This window comes from Flavobacterium sp. Arc3 (assembly GCF_041431375.1).
GTDB lineage: Bacteria > Bacteroidota > Bacteroidia > Flavobacteriales > Flavobacteriaceae > Flavobacterium.
The window spans coordinates 11,839-26,630 of record NZ_JASMRI010000028.1 but is presented as its reverse complement, the minus strand read 5'-3'; the positions used below and the strand labels follow the sequence as shown (position 1 = coordinate 26,630).

General features: G+C 30.9%; 13 protein-coding genes and 1 pseudogene. 1 reads left to right on the top strand and 13 read right to left on the bottom strand.

The window, feature by feature from the left end; genetic code table 11:
• Window positions 1-4: 4 nt before the first annotated feature.
• The 13 genes and pseudogenes from QO200_RS16720 to QO200_RS16660 all read right to left on the bottom strand — a co-directional run bounded on the left by QO200_RS16720 (window position 5) and on the right by QO200_RS16660 (window position 12,998).
• Window positions 5-1,303 carry a hypothetical protein gene (locus tag QO200_RS16720; protein WP_371542403.1) on the bottom strand — a complete coding sequence of 433 codons (1,299 nt, stop codon included), beginning with the start codon at window positions 1,301-1,303 and terminating at the stop codon, window positions 5-7.
• A gap of 32 nt (window positions 1,304-1,335) precedes the next feature.
• Entirely contained in the window at window positions 1,336-2,115 is a 780-nt protein-coding gene (locus QO200_RS16715) for a glycosyltransferase (RefSeq protein WP_371542401.1), read from the bottom strand.
• A 108-nt stretch (window positions 2,116-2,223) separates the two neighbouring features.
• Window positions 2,224-2,997, bottom strand: a complete 774-nt coding sequence (locus QO200_RS16710) for a hypothetical protein (RefSeq protein ID WP_371542400.1) — start codon at window positions 2,995-2,997, stop codon at window positions 2,224-2,226.
• A 259-nt stretch (window positions 2,998-3,256) separates the two neighbouring features.
• Complete coding sequence (locus tag QO200_RS16705; RefSeq protein WP_371542398.1) at window positions 3,257-5,053, bottom strand: ABC transporter ATP-binding protein; 1,797 nt, start codon at window positions 5,051-5,053, stop codon at window positions 3,257-3,259.
• 49 nt (window positions 5,054-5,102) lie between these two features.
• The gene (pseI, locus tag QO200_RS16700; RefSeq protein ID WP_371542397.1) at window positions 5,103-6,143 is read right to left on the bottom strand and encodes a pseudaminic acid synthase; all 1,041 of its coding nucleotides are present in this window, start codon (window positions 6,141-6,143) and stop codon (window positions 5,103-5,105) included.
• Window positions 6,143-7,156 carry a GNAT family N-acetyltransferase gene (locus QO200_RS16695; RefSeq protein WP_371542394.1) on the bottom strand — a complete coding sequence of 338 codons (1,014 nt, stop codon included), beginning with the start codon at window positions 7,154-7,156 and terminating at the stop codon, window positions 6,143-6,145. The genes pseI and QO200_RS16695 overlap by 1 nt, the downstream gene beginning before the upstream one ends.
• Entirely contained in the window at window positions 7,143-7,832 is a 690-nt protein-coding gene (gene pseF, locus QO200_RS16690; RefSeq protein WP_371542391.1) for a pseudaminic acid cytidylyltransferase, read from the bottom strand. The genes QO200_RS16695 and pseF overlap by 14 nt, the downstream gene beginning before the upstream one ends.
• Complete coding sequence (gene pseC, locus QO200_RS16685; RefSeq protein ID WP_371542389.1) at window positions 7,825-9,009, bottom strand: UDP-4-amino-4,6-dideoxy-N-acetyl-beta-L-altrosamine transaminase; 1,185 nt, start codon at window positions 9,007-9,009, stop codon at window positions 7,825-7,827. The genes pseF and pseC overlap by 8 nt, the downstream gene beginning before the upstream one ends.
• Window positions 9,009-10,019, bottom strand: coding sequence for a UDP-N-acetylglucosamine 4,6-dehydratase (inverting) (pseB, locus tag QO200_RS16680; RefSeq protein ID WP_371542387.1), 1,011 nt, complete (start codon window positions 10,017-10,019; stop codon window positions 9,009-9,011). Before pseB ends, pseC begins: the two co-directional genes overlap by 1 nt.
• Window positions 10,020-10,201: 182 nt before the next feature.
• On the bottom strand, window positions 10,202-11,590 hold the full coding sequence (locus tag QO200_RS16675) for a UDP-glucose 6-dehydrogenase (RefSeq protein ID WP_371542383.1): 1,389 nt from the start codon (window positions 11,588-11,590) through the stop codon (window positions 10,202-10,204).
• A gap of 143 nt (window positions 11,591-11,733) precedes the next feature.
• Window positions 11,734-12,144, bottom strand: a pseudogene (locus QO200_RS16670) (adenylyltransferase/cytidyltransferase family protein).
• Between the two features lie 70 nt (window positions 12,145-12,214).
• Window positions 12,215-12,688, bottom strand: a complete 474-nt coding sequence (locus tag QO200_RS16665) for a UpxY family transcription antiterminator (RefSeq protein WP_371542382.1) — start codon at window positions 12,686-12,688, stop codon at window positions 12,215-12,217.
• Window positions 12,689-12,746: 58 nt separating this feature from the next.
• Entirely contained in the window at window positions 12,747-12,998 is a 252-nt protein-coding gene (locus QO200_RS16660) for a hypothetical protein (protein ID WP_371542380.1), read from the bottom strand.
• 871 nt (window positions 12,999-13,869) lie between these two features.
• Here QO200_RS16660 and QO200_RS16655 point away from each other — a divergent pair.
• Window positions 13,870-14,613, top strand: a complete 744-nt coding sequence (locus QO200_RS16655; protein ID WP_371542377.1) for a LytR/AlgR family response regulator transcription factor — start codon at window positions 13,870-13,872, stop codon at window positions 14,611-14,613.
• The last annotated feature ends 179 nt before the right edge of the window (window positions 14,614-14,792 follow it).

The window sequence follows — 14,792 nt, the reverse complement described above, 5'->3', positions numbered from 1 at the left end:
TTTTTTAATCGATAAATAATCCTATTACTCCTCTTATGGAATAATCTCCATCACCAAATAGCCATGATACTTGAGGTAGAAATAGTAGAAAGAAACTGAAGGATTGCAGTATGTAAGATAATTGAAATAAAAACATGGGAATAGATGAAATTAAAAAAACTAATAGTACTGTATTTAATCTCTTTATTGATTTTACTTTTAAATTATACTTTATCAAAGTAAGCTGCAAATGTATAGCTGCAGCCAAAATAAATGTAGCTGCAATCATTTTTGTTCTACCTTGAAGTGAGGGCGAAAAAGCTACTAAATTGGAAAATGTATATACCCCTATGCCAATTGCAACTAGAAAATTTAAATTATGATCACTCTCTTTTTTTAAGTAAAAAAAGATTAAAATTATTGATAAACCGACAATACTATAATTCAAATAATTTGTTTCCCCAGAGGACTTATAAAAATTTATATTTTCAGACTCTTTTTTTGCATTTATGCTTTTTTTCTCAAATCGTTTAGCATCCTCATCAGAATCTACAGCATACGTATTTTGTTTTTTTTCTATTAAATTTGATTGTGGTATATAAGCTTTAACAAATGAAAAACCTACTGTCGAAAAGAAAGATACAATATAGAGAGCTACCAGAATTTTTTTATTTTTTTGTAAGATATAGGCGGCTGCAACTGGAATTAAAATTAAGGCGTAAGAAAAATGAACTAGTACTGAAAATAAAATCACTAATAAATACTTTCTTTTTTTTGTCGTCGTCCAGCTGTAAGTACCATAAAACATCACCCACATTCCAGTCCACATCCTAATTGAATTTAGCGCGCCAATACTTCTAATTAGAAGTAACAATATGACAAAACCAACTAGAATGTAGCTCTTCTTGAAATCTAAATTATTTTTTAAAATAAGTAATACCGATTTTGTGAAAAAATAACCCAATACTAGACCTGCAAATGCATGAATTAACTCTGGTGTTTGTAATAGCGAGGTTGAAATAAAGGAAATACAATGTAAATATATATCTGTAGAACCTTCCGTAGAATTAAACGTTAGTATTTCATATGATTTATTAAAAAACTCTACTAAAGACATGTCTAAGTAGTACTCTTTTGCGTTCATTAAGTGCGAATGCCCATCAGTTCCTTTGATATAAACAAATGCACTCCCTACCAACCCAAAAAATAAGGTTCCAAAAAAGGTTATGTCTTTTTCGTTTTTCAATTTTAATAACTTAAATAAACCCAAAATGGGAGAAAAAAGAAAAAGTAGTAATAGATATCCTTTTTGTATTTTATCCATTAATTTTGTTATTATGTGCAATTTTCATCTCGCTACAGTTTGTTAGGTAAGTTCGCTAATAGTTTTTCACGAATTTCAAAAAAATCAATTGACATTTGAAAACGTCTTTCAAGGAGATCTGCAGCGGGTGTATCTTTTGGTTTAGTACTTTTGGTTGTAGGGATAGGTATTCCTAAAATTCCAGCACTGTGTGGTGCAATACAATATTGTTTCGTGTTTTGGGCAAGAGCTGCAGCCCAAAACCAAATATCAGAACCTCTTCCTGGTACGATTTTTTTTATTGCATCAGCGTCTTTTACTTTGGGTGATAGTGAATTATTAGGATAATAAATACCTCCCCAACCTATCAAAAATACTTGATTGGTATTAGTGTTTATATTTGTAGAAACAGTATCTCTAAACATCATATTCAACTCATTATTCTTTTTTATTAATGTCTTGCCGACATGGCCAACTATATTTCCTTTTTTTGCATAAGTATTAGTTACTAAGTTTTCTATCAAATTTGATCCATAAATAATGTCATCATCAAGAGTTATAGCTCCTAAATCTGGATATTTTATCAATACCGGAACTAGTTTTTTTACTGCATAAGTATTGTTTCTAACCCAAATAATTTCTAGACCTCTTTTAACTAACTTATTTAAATAGTTAGGTAGTGTCAAATCAGGCCATTCTTCTTCAGATAAGACCAAAATCCATTTTTTGGGAACGGTCTTCTGTTTGTTTAATGCTTCATAAACAGCAGGCAATAAGTGGCTTCGCTTTGGATAACTAGCGATAGAGACCACAAAAGTAGCTTGTGGATTCATACGGAATTTACGCTGCTTTATTTTGGATAAAAAATCAAACCTTTTGTAGATGAGATAATTTCTTACTGTGACGAGATTTTGTTTGATAGGTACTATCACTGTTTTTTTTTAATATTTAGAATAAAATTTATTTTCTAACTCATTATTTCCTGTAGTTATCATTTCGGCTAATAATGCTTCTTGATTGGTTATGTCTAGTAAGTCTTCGAAATAATTTTTACATTTAAAACTGTAATTATCTAGGAAGACATTAGATAGATAGTTTGAATACTGAGTTGTATAGCCATTACTTTTATTATTAGGGTCACAATAAAGTACTTTGTTTTTGAAAAATATTGCATCTAAAAGCGAGCTAGAATGGTCAGCAATAATAAAATCGTAATCATTACTTTGTAAAATGGGATATAATTCCCCCGTTATTTTACTAACACCTTCTATGTTTGGATATTTTAAAGTGCCATTTCTATCTTTCTCTACTCCTTGTTTTCCATGTTCTTTTACAAATACTTCATACTTTAACTCTTGAAGTTTTTTTATTAAAACATTGATATATATTATGTTTTTAGCGTCAAGTGCTGTAGGAAGTATCAATATTTTGTTAGTACTTGTACATTTATAACTATAGTTATGTCTATTATAAGTGTTGTAAATTGTATTACCAAAATTAAAAATTTTCACCTTTTTTAAGGAATTGAACTCACTAAATAGAGTTGTAAAATAGGGTCCCCAAGTACAAAAAACATCACATTTGGTATATTTATGAGGTACATCTGTAACAGCTCCACCACAATAGACACCATGTTGTATTACCATGAATTTACTTTTACTGTTGTTAGCGGTCCAAATTTTATATAAACTTTCTCTTTTTGTTAACCAGTTCATGCTTATAATATACTTTGGCTGTATAAAGGACAAAATAAAATACATTATTTTATGCTTTTTTTTATCGGCTGTTTTGAATGGGATTATCTTCCAAATGTTGCCAATATTAAAAAAACAATATTTTTTTTTGTTATTGTGATTAGAGACTAAAGGTTCAATTTGTCGGTGATTATCATAAAGAATAATTTCTTTACCTGTAATAAATTTAATTATAGAATTGATCAATTGAGAATTTTTTTTAATAATTTAGTCTTAATTTCTACAACTCTTGTAGTGCGATCATTTTCTTAAATGGGGGAGAAGTGGCTATCAAGTCTTCATAAGATCCCACTTGTTGAATTGTACCTTTATTCATCACTACAATTCTATCGGCGTTCCGGATTGTTGATAAACGATGGGCTACCATAAAAATAGTATATTGTCCTTTAAGAGAGTCCACACTTTGCTGAATCTCCTTTTCTGTTTCACTATCTAGTGCAGAAGTAGCCTCATCCATAATCAGAATATCAATGTTTTTATATAATTCTCTTGCTATAGAAATTCGTTGTTTTTGCCCTCCACTTAGATTTACACCATCATTCCCTAAAATGGTTTCTGAACCCAATGCTTGTTCTTCGACAAAATTGGCAATTGCTGCCTTTTGTAGCGCTTCTTTAAAACGATTATTATTTATAGTATTTGGTTCTGACCAAAGAGTAACATTATTAAAAATGGTGTCACTAAAGATAACGGGGTCTTGTGTAATATATCCAATTTTTGTTTGATAAGTTTTTATATCTATAGCATTGCGATCTATACCATCTATATACACATTTCCTTTGTCTGCAGGAATAAGACCAGCTAAAATATTTACTACTGTTGTTTTACCACTACCACTTTCTCCGACAAAAGCTACCGTTTCGTTTTTATCGATTTTTAAATTAATTTTTTTGAGAATATCAACTTTGCCATAAGCCAAGAAAACATTTTTTAATTCTATCGAACTCTTTACGGTCTCGATGATTTCTTTGCCATTTTGTTCTTTTTCTAAATTTATTTCTTTTTGGAACTCCATTAAATTATCCAATGAACCCGAAAGTTCTAAAAAACGATTATAGGAGTTTTGCAAATTCATTAAGGAAGATAAAGCCCTGTAAAAAAACAATAAACTGATTAATATTGGTCCTAAACTAGCATTTAGTAGCCGAGTCTGAATTAAAATTACAATTGCAACAACCATAATTAAAATAGGTTCACGAGCAGACTCTAAAATTGCACCTAATTTTCCAATTCTAAAACGACTCTGCTCGATAGCATCAATGCTTTTACGAAGTCGATTTGCATAAAAATCTAAAATAGCAGTAGCTTTTAAATACTTAAAATTGCTTACATATTGGATTATTTGCCCTTGGTATATATGAGAATCTGTAGAAAAATTTTTAGAGGCACCTTTCGTTTTCTTGTAAATAGACTTGTATAAAAAATTAGACAAACCACCGCCAATGGTGACAAGAAGTGCAAACCGGATGTCTACAAAAAAAGCAAAACTAACATAAACCAATACCATAATTGACTGTTGCAAGGTATTAGCATAGTTGTAAAAAGCGGCAGAAGCTCTTTCAATTTCTACAGACATAGTGTTTTGTATTCGACCAACATCTGAGGTAACAAAATATTTGAATTTAATTTTATTGAAGGAGGAAAGTAAATTATTTCGTAATTTGTCGATGAAAAACCTACGTAAAATCGCATTATAGACGCCAGCAAAAAATTTAATAATACCCTTAAATATAAAGAAAAAGACCATTATAATTAATACTGTAGTTAGGTTTAAAGAAAGTCCAATACCTTCCATCCCATCAATTAAAAAGCTAAGATTGCCTAAAGAGGATCCATTTGCTTGTTTGGTATCATTCACCATCTCCAATAATGGCATGAACATCGCTAGTCCAAAACCATCTAGGATACCAACTAATACACCTAATGCTATCATCACAAACAAGCGATAATGCAGATGTTTATAAAAATAAGCTAAGTTTTCAAAATACTTCGTGAGAAGTTGTTTTATCAAGTTCATTATTAGGTTATCGTTTAAAACTTTTTAAAATAATTGAGTATATAAAAATTTAATTGGTAATCATCTGCAGTTCAAAACGGGCTCCCATTTCTATATCTGCACTTGCTTCCTTTCCTAATATTTCAGGTAAATATCTAGGATGTAATCCAAATCCAGGACGAATGGAACGTACATTTTCTTCAGTAAATAGCTCGCCTTTTTTTATGTCTTTTGCAGCATACAAGGATCTTGAAAAATCTTTTCCTTTAACTTGTTTTTCTGTTAAAGTATAATCCACTTTACCAATTGCTAATTCAGATTCTCTAACGGCTTTTACCATGGCAGTAAATTCTTCTTCGTTCATTGAAAATGACGCGTCAGGACCTCCAATAGCACGATCTAAGATAAAATGCTTTTCTATAATTTTTGCTCCAAAGCAGGTCGCTACAACTGGCGCTGTACTTCCAATCGTATGATCTGATAAACCTGAAATGACTCCAAATCGTTCCGCTATATCTTTTACCATACACATATTTGCTTCTTCTAAAGGTGCTGGATAACTTGAGGTACACTTTAATAACGCAATATCATTATTTCCCATTATTCTACAAGCGTCTAAGGCTAATTCGATATCTTCGGTCGTTGCTATTCCTGTTGATAGGATTATAGGTTTGCCTTTGGAAGCAACATATTTGATTAAAGGTATATCGGTAATTTCAAAAGATGCAATTTTATATGCTGGAGTATCTAAAGATTCTAATAAATCTACGGCTGTTTTATCAAAAGGAGAAGAAAAACAAATTAGTCCTTCCGCTTTAGCAGCATCAAACAATTGTTGATGCCATTCCCAAGGGGTGTAAGCTTCCTCATACAATTTGTGTAAATTTTGTCCTTCCCAAATGGTCCCTTTTATCTTAAAATCTTCTTTATCACAATCTAAAGTAATAGTATCCGCGGTATAGGTTTGAAATTTTATACAATCTGCTCCAGCGCGTTTCGCTGCTTTAATAGTTTCCAGAGCTACTTCGATACTTCCATTATGATTTGCAGAAAGTTCTGCAATTATAAAAACTTTAGAGCTATTATTTATTTCGAATGTACCTATTTTCATTATTTATATTTTTTTTCGTAAGTAATGTATGTGTCTATCTCACTCACTTGTTGAAACTCTAACGATTTAAAGGTTTTCAACGACGGAATGTTTTCAATATTGACAACACCAATTATTTTAGATAATTCTTTTAATTTAAGCACTTCCTCAATTCCTTTTTCTAGAATCCCCTTGCCATATCCTTTTCCATGAAATTGCGGATCTAACAAGAAACTTAGCAAAGCTTCTTCATTATTGTTTATATCAAATCGGATAGAACCGATTGGAGTACTATTTACTTCAGCAATAAAATAGATACAACCTGATGCTGTTATTTTATTTGAAAACCAGTTTTTGTGATTGTCAAAAGAAATTTCTTCCTTTTGAATCGCATATTGTCGTACGATCTTATTTGATGCCCAATCAAATGTAATGCTTACATCTTCTTGAGAAGCTGACCTTAGAGTAAGAGAATGATTTATTTTTGAATGAATTAATACGTCAATATAGTTTTCATCAAACAAACAATGTTCCTTTAATCGCGCTTCTTCTGTATATCCCGTTTTTGATAGTATGCTATATAATTGGGGTCTTAAATCAAAAGCATAGGTAAATACTTTATTTAATTTCAAATCGCTAAATGCTACTTTTTCAATTAAGTTTAAGTATTCACTCCAAATTTCATCAAATCGATTTTGCTCTAAATTTGTTTGCATGATAAACGAAATCTCCGCATTTTTATCTATCCAATTAATGTGCACTAATCCTCCATAACCAATACATTTTCCATTTTCTAAAAAAGAAAACAAGATTTGATTTGGTTGCTCTTGCTCAAATAATTTTGAAACTATATTGTTAAAATAATTTTCTTGATTTTCTAAGGTAAGAGGTTTGTCTTGTCGAAGATGATAAATTTGTTCATTGCGCCAAAGCATGATTTTTATCCTATCCTCAAAGCGAATGGGAACAAGTGAAAAAACGCCTTTTGAATACAATTTTTTTTCTAATACTTGATATTTTTCAGGAAACTCCATACAGTATTTTATATTTTAATTCTGCTAATTTCCAGTCAATTTCATTATCAATATCTTGCACTTCAATTTCAGATAACACTACACATCCTGTGTTTTTTGATAAAATACTTTTATTTTTAAACAAGCTTTTGAGGTTGAACCAATAGAATTGACCTGCATCGTGAAAACTTTCATTTAAATCTTGGGAACGGGAAAGTTCAAATTCGGGTTGAATAAAAGATATAGTATCTGTTTCGCTTTTTTTTAATGCTCTTTGTATAGGGAAGCTATATTGTACTATTGGCAAGACGGTTTCGAATTTATTTAATTTTCCAGCTGCTTCTACTAATTTTTTTGTTGAAATGAAAGGAGCACATGGATAAATGCAACAGGCTTGATCAAAAGATTGTCCTTTTTTTTTATAATTCAGTAGTACTTCCTCAATCACTTCATAGGTGGTAGCAAAATCATTAGACTTTTCATTACTTCTCATAAATGGGATTTTAGCACCGTATTTTATAGCAATATCTGCTATTTCCTCGTCATCTGTAGAAACCATTATTTCATCAAACAAACCACTTTTAATAGCCACTTCAATTGAATAAGCGATAATAGGTTTACCTAAAAAATCTTTAATGTTTTTTCGGGGAATACGTTTGCTGCCACCTCGTGCTGGAATGATACAAATATTAGTCATAAAATTCATGTATAGATGTAATCACAAATTGTTGTTCCTCTTCAGTCAATGTTGGATACATTGGCAAACTGATACACTGCTTATAATAATTTTCGGCATGTGGCATATCACCTTCTTTCCACCCGAACTGTTTATAATAGGGCATTAAATGACAAGGTATATAATGTATTTGTGCGAAGATATTTTTTGTGCGAAGGTAATTGTACAATGCTAACCTGTTTTCTACCTCGATAACATACAAATGATATGCGTGTCCTTCAACCACTCCTGATTGTCCTTTTATAAATGACTGATTTTTAAAAGCATAAAAATAAGTTGCAGCAATTTCCTTTCTTCTGATGATGCCTTCATCGGCTCTATTCAATTGACTTAAACCTAAAGCCGCTTGAAAATCTGTCAATCGATAGTTGAATCCTAAGTTTTGCATTTCCATATACCACAAAGGGTACTGCGAATCGCCACCTGCGAATTCTATTGAATTAGTATATAAATCGTCTGACTTAACTATTCCATGTGATCTAAGTTGTAATAACTTATTATATAACGCTTCATCGTTAGTAGTTATCATTCCGCCTTCACCCGATGCAATATGTTTTACAGGATGAAAAGAAAAAATGGCTAAATCAGCAAAATTACCGTTACCACAATTTTGTTTAGCATTATTTTTGTCTTTAAAAAAGCCGCCCGGAGAATGACACGAATCTTCAATTATCCAAAGGTTATATTCATCGGCTAAAGTTCTAAATCTTTCTAAATCAACCGCTCGTCCAGCAAAATCCACTGGGACTATTCCGTGGTAGGTACCTTTAGGAGCAGCCTTAAGCAATTTTTCTACAGAATTGTAATCAATTAAATAGGTCTGAGGGTCAATATCTGCAAAAACGACTTCACCATCACAATAACGGACACAATTAGCTGATGCTGCAAAAGTGATAGGTGTAGTAATTACCTTTTGTCCTTTTTTCACATCTAATGCCAAAGTACATAAATGTAACGCCGCAGTTCCATTGGCAACAGCAACAGCATATTTACTTCCAATGTATGTTGCAAAAGCCTTTTCAAATTCTAAAATTTTTGGGCCTTGCGTTAAAAAATCAGACTGTAATGTTTCTATAACAGCGTCAATATCAGTTTGAGTTATATTTTGACGTCCGTAAGGGATGACTTTTTGTTCCATTATGCTTCAAATGTAGAATCTACGTGTTCTTTAATTAAACTTCTAAGTCCTTCTATTGTCTCCCATTCTGTATTTTCACCAGAATTATAGTTGAATCCATTAGGTACTAAATGGGCTGCAAAATGGTTTTTAAATTTCTGGATATTAAAATGAGGAACCGAAGGTAAAATAGTATAATATTTTCCTAAATCGTACGTATAAAAAGAATCGGAAGCGGTAATCATTTCTTCATGAATTTTTTCACCAGGTCGAATCCCTACAATTTCCAATCCACATTCTGGTGCAACCGCGGCGGCAACATCTGTAATTTTATAGGATGGAATTTTGGGGATAAAGATTTCACCTCCCCAAGCATGTTCCATAGCATGCATGACCATGTCAACACCTCCTTGTAAAGAAATATTAAAGCGGGTCATCGATATGTCTGTGATAGGTAATTTCCCTTCTTTTTTCTTGTTTAAGAAAAAGGGTATAACAGACCCATTAGAGCCCATCACATTGCCATATCTTACTACTGAAAACTTAATCGGATTTGTTCCTTTTACATTATTTGCAGCAACAAATAATTTATCAGACGTTAATTTAGTAGCTCCATATAAATTTATTGGCGCACAAGCTTTATCAGTAGACAACGCAACTACATTTTGAACATTTGTTTCTAAAGAGGCATGGATTACATTTTGAGCACCGCCAATATTAGTTTTAATACATTCGTCTGGATTATACTCAGCAAGATGTACATGTTTCATAGCTGCTGCATGAATAACAAAATCAACTCCTTTAAATGCCCTAACTAATCGCTCTTTATCACGAACATCTCCTAATAAAAAACGAATTTGTGGATGTTTTTCTGTTGGAAATTCCTGAGCCATTACAAATTGCTTCTGCTCATCTCTTGATAAGATAATCAATTTTTTAATATCTGGGTAGTTATTAAAAATATGCTTTGTCAAAGCTTTTCCCAAAGAGCCTGTCCCTCCGGTAATTAAAATTGTTTTATTGTTTAACATATTTTTTTGATTATTTTTTTTGATTATTTATACTATGAATGAGCACCATTTTGATGCTTTTGTGCTAAATTATAATTGATTTGATTTATAAAATAGTACCCCCAAGTTTCTTATATTATTATGAGGGTTTGACTAATTTAAAGCTGTTATCTAAGCTAAACAATTGATTAACAAGTTTAAATTCAATGACCTATAGCCTGATACACAAAGCCAATTTGTTGCATTTCTTTTTTATCTAATAAATTACGACCATCGAAAACAAAAGCTGGCTTCTGCATTTGATCGTATATACGTTGCCAATCGTATGTTTTGAACTCATCCCATTCGGTTAAAATAGCAATAGCATGAGCATTCTTGCAAGCTTCATAAGGATCATGTACAATTGTTAATCCGTTGTCATTTTCTGCCTTCGAACGAGTTGCTAAATAATCTAGATCAGCGTATATTTGATGTTCTTTAACTTTTGGGTCAAAAACAACTATATTAGCTTGTTCTGCTAGTAAACCGTCTGCAACATATATTGCTGCTGATTCTCTAGTATCATTAGTATCTTTTTTGAAAGCCCAACCTAAAAAAGCTATTTTTTTGCCTGATACCGTATTATATAATTTTTTGACTATATTTTTTGCAAAGCGAGCTGTTTGATGGTCATTCATAATAATTACTTGTTCCCAATAGTCAGCCACTTCATTTAATCCATATGATTTTGCTATGTAAACCAAATTTAATATGTCTTTTTTAAAACAAGATCCTCCAAAACCTACAGAAGATTTTAAAAATTGAGACCCTATTCTGCTGTCCATACCAATTGCTTTAGCTACTTCGCTTACATCAGCTCCTGTTTTTTCGCATAGTTCAGACATGGCATTTACAGAAGAAACTCTTTGCGCTAAAAAAGCATTTGCAGTAAGCTTCGATAATTCAGACGACCAAATATTAGTTGTTAAGATTTGATTTTTTGGAACCCAATTTGAATAAATAGCAACTAATTTCTGAACTGCTTTTTGACCTTCCGCATCGGTATCCCCCCCAATTAAAACTCGGTCAGGATTTAACAAATCAGCTACAGCTGTTCCTTCCGCCAAAAATTCAGGATTGGAAAGAATTTGAAACTTTACGCCATTTCCTGTATGTTCTAGGATATTTTTGATTGCACTGGCAGTTCTAACTGGTAATGTTGATTTTTCAACAATTATCTTATCGGATTTAGCAATTTTAGCAATTTGCCTTGCGCACAATTCAATGTATTTTAAATCAGCGGCCATTCCTTTTCCAACGCCGTAGGTTTTAGTAGGTGTGTTTACAGAAATAAAAATCATATCCGCTTCATCAATCGCGCTATCAACATCAAGAGAAAAAAATAAATTTCTTCCTCTTGATTCGGCAACAATTGCACTTAAACCAGGTTCATATATTGGAATATTATATACATTAGGATCATTCCAATCTGCAATTCTTTTTTCATTTAAATCAACAACAGTAACTTTTATGTGAGGACACTTTTGAGCAATAATAGCCATAGTTGGACCACCTACATAACCTGCGCCTATACAGCAAATATTTTTTATCATATTGTTTTTAATTTTTTTTCTCTTTTTGAAGCTTCATTATTTTGCTAATTATGTGCAAACAAGAATATTATTTACTAACTTTTCTGTTACTTCATAAAGTTGTCAAAAGTTGCTGGTCTTTACCTTTTTATTAGTGTGTAGAACTAAGTAATATTCAATAGTTCTTTTCGTAATGCAGTACTCGAAAAGGGATGATCTCTCTTATTGAAATACAGTTCTATTTCTTTTTCTTCACAATATGATCTTCCTGTAAAGATTTTATCTTGATATTCTGCGCCAACTATTCGAACATCTAAATGAAAATATTTTAATATGTCTTCAAGATCTTATTCTGTAGTATATGGAACAATTTTGTCCACAAACTTGCAACTTTTGAGTCGTATATAACGTTATACAACTGTTTGTGTTGGTTTGTTTTTTTCTGGCCTATCTATGGTAGGATCTGTTTGTAAACCACAGATTAAAAAATCACATTTTCATTTTGCTTCTTCAAGCATTTTGATATGACCTGCATGCAATAGGTCAAATGCACTAAAAGTTATTCCTATTTTCATAATTTTCACACGGCTTCGCCCCATGAGTCACATAATGTGTCATCTGGCTTATTTTCTAATAATTATTTTTTTAATATTCTAAAGTCACTAAAAATCCTAGTTGCACTAGAGCAACGGTCACGTATTTTGTATTGACTTTTACAATTATTCCTTCTTTCTCTTTGAATGGTCCAGATGGAAGTACTAATTTTTGTCCTGTCGCTAAATTGTCAATGCTGATTGCTAAATAGGGAAGTGACAGCGATTCTCTTAAAATAGAAATTTCTTTATCTGTTGCTACTGCTGGCTTACCTAACCAAAATAAGTACCTGACCATGCCTGGTACATCAAAAACTTTTGATCGTTCCTCATTTTTTAATCTTACAAATACATAAGACTTTAACAATGGTACTTTAACTTTCTTTTCACGATCTGACCATTGCCGCATTTCCTCCTTATATGGACAGTAAGATTCCAAATCGATTTTTTCTAATCTTTTAGCAACCATTAATTCTTGTTGTGGTTTTGTATATAGAACGTACCACGTTTTATTGTCAATTTCCATTTGGTAACTGCTATTAAAACCGATTGTTTTTTTAGACTACAGCATTAACTTTAAATAGCTATGTAGTACTTGTTAAGGTCTGCAAGTAATCTTGATCTGCTTTTGTATTCTCTGTTAGTATATTTTTATTGATAATTATTCGCTGCAGTAAGAAAATTATATCTTTCTTAAGCCTCATAATAATTGGGTTTCCCCCTTTACTTGAATGGGTTGCTAATTCATTTTCGCAGATTAACAGTAATTTATAATCCGAAACTACTTGTTGATGTGCAGCGAAGTGATCTTTCGATAATATGTTGACATCATTCATTTCTATTATTTTTTTGTTTAAGATCTTGAGTGGACAAAAGTGAGTAATGTTTGGAAAGGAATAGGGCTGAATGTAATAAGTGATTGGGAAATTGGAATAGGTGAGGTAATTGAATGTATGTGAGTATTTTTAAAAACAAATATTTTGAGATTCGATAGAATTAACTTTAGTAAATAAATTTTATTTTTTGAGGAGTCTCTACGGATATAAATAATTAGAAGTAAGGTAAGTATAATGAAAGCGCTTGTGAATTTATAAACTAGTAGAAATGCAAGTAAAAATATTGATAGTTTTAGTTGTCTTAAATGCAGCATTGAATCCAGTGACTATTCAATCTTTATTTTTTAAAAAAAACTATAAAAAACAAATTGTACTATTCACTATTTAGTCTAGGTCTTCAAGCATCAACTAAGCTTCTAATTTCGAGTCTTTTAGTTTTTTACTTGATTCTAAGACTAAAAAAGCAAGAAAGTTAAAATATTGTAAACTAAGGATCGATCTAGTAAAAGAGTGTGGTATTGTTTGTTGTAATTAAATATTATTTCTTAGTATACTATTTTAAAAGAGCATTTATAATGATAACTTAATTTTGATAGTTGGTATAATCAAATCATTTTCCCCGTTCGATCGAATATGTAAGTAACTAATTCCTAGTTTTTTTTAAATTATTACTCAATTATTTTAACCAATAAGTGATAAATGATTGATTAAAGTTTTTTAAAAATAGATTTGTATCCACTTAGAGAAATATAAATTAGTAATAGAATAAAAAACATTTATTACTTGTTCTTCTTCACTTGTTCTTTATTTTTGATAATTTATTTTTATAATAAGAGGAAATAAGGACTAGGTGTAATTAAAAACTAAAATTATGATAAACCTACTTTATTTTAGAATCGACCTACATCTTAGAGAGCAAATAGAAAACTTTGCAGCAACTTCCTCTAGTCAAAAAATAAATTTTCAGACAACTGATGATGTTGAAGAATTTAAGATTTTGTATGCTAAGAACTTTTTTGATGTTATTATTATTGATCCCAGTCAGAATAAGGATGAAATTATTGATTTATTAAAAAAAACAGCGTTAATAAATTCTAAGTTAATTATTTTTTCATCTGCCAAAATTGATGCTTTTGAATTTATCAACTTTAATGTTTTTGGTTTTTTACCTTATCCTTTAGATGTGGTGCAAGTACTCACTATTATAAATAGATGTTTAAATAAGATTGCTGGAGAAAATGAGGCTCATCAAGTCAAAATGGCTGAAAAGAAATTCCAGAAATTTATATCAATAAATTCAGTACAAAAAATTGAATTAATTAGAACAGATGACATTAGTCATTTTGAAGCAGATGGTAGATATACAATTGTACATCTAACTAATGGCGTGAGTAAAATGGCTAGTAAAAATATTGGTGAATATCAAAAAATATTAAATCCAGATGCTTTTTGCCGAATCCATCACAAATTCATCATTAATATGAATAGTCTACACAATATTTTGAAATCGGATGGGTATTATTGTGAAATGACAAATAACAAAAACATTCCAGTTTCTAAAAGAAAACTCGAAAATTTGAACTCTATTTTGAACTTAGGAAAAACGCTAATCTAAAGATAGGTTGATTTTATAATTTTCTTATCCATTAGAATATATCAATATGAAATCAACAATTCCATAAGATTAATATAATGATAGTTAGCGTACATCATTATTAAATTGGTATAAATGCCACTTATTGATAATTAGAGTTCACTTATTACAAATCAAAATTAAACAATGTTGTACGATAG

Coding starts and splice junctions, on each gene's coding strand:
- QO200_RS16660 (WP_371542380.1), bottom strand. CDS start 12,998: ATGAATGATGTCAACATATTATCGAAAGATCACTTCGCTGCACATCAA.
- pseC (WP_371542389.1), bottom strand. CDS start 9,009: ATGGAACAAAAAGTCATCCCTTACGGACGTCAAAATATAACTCAAACT.
- QO200_RS16695 (WP_371542394.1), bottom strand. CDS start 7,156: ATGGAGTTTCCTGAAAAATATCAAGTATTAGAAAAAAAATTGTATTCA.
- pseI (WP_371542397.1), bottom strand. CDS start 6,143: ATGAAAATAGGTACATTCGAAATAAATAATAGCTCTAAAGTTTTTATA.
- QO200_RS16655 (WP_371542377.1), top strand. CDS start 13,870: ATGATAAACCTACTTTATTTTAGAATCGACCTACATCTTAGAGAGCAA.
- QO200_RS16705 (WP_371542398.1), bottom strand. CDS start 5,053: ATGAACTTGATAAAACAACTTCTCACGAAGTATTTTGAAAACTTAGCT.
- pseB (WP_371542387.1), bottom strand. CDS start 10,019: ATGTTAAACAATAAAACAATTTTAATTACCGGAGGGACAGGCTCTTTG.
- QO200_RS16720 (WP_371542403.1), bottom strand. CDS start 1,303: ATGGATAAAATACAAAAAGGATATCTATTACTACTTTTTCTTTTTTCT.
- QO200_RS16715 (WP_371542401.1), bottom strand. CDS start 2,115: ATGAATCCACAAGCTACTTTTGTGGTCTCTATCGCTAGTTATCCAAAG.
- QO200_RS16675 (WP_371542383.1), bottom strand. CDS start 11,590: ATGATAAAAAATATTTGCTGTATAGGCGCAGGTTATGTAGGTGGTCCA.
- pseF (WP_371542391.1), bottom strand. CDS start 7,832: ATGACTAATATTTGTATCATTCCAGCACGAGGTGGCAGCAAACGTATT.
- QO200_RS16665 (WP_371542382.1), bottom strand. CDS start 12,688: ATGGAAATTGACAATAAAACGTGGTACGTTCTATATACAAAACCACAA.
- QO200_RS16710 (WP_371542400.1), bottom strand. CDS start 2,997: ATGAACTGGTTAACAAAAAGAGAAAGTTTATATAAAATTTGGACCGCT.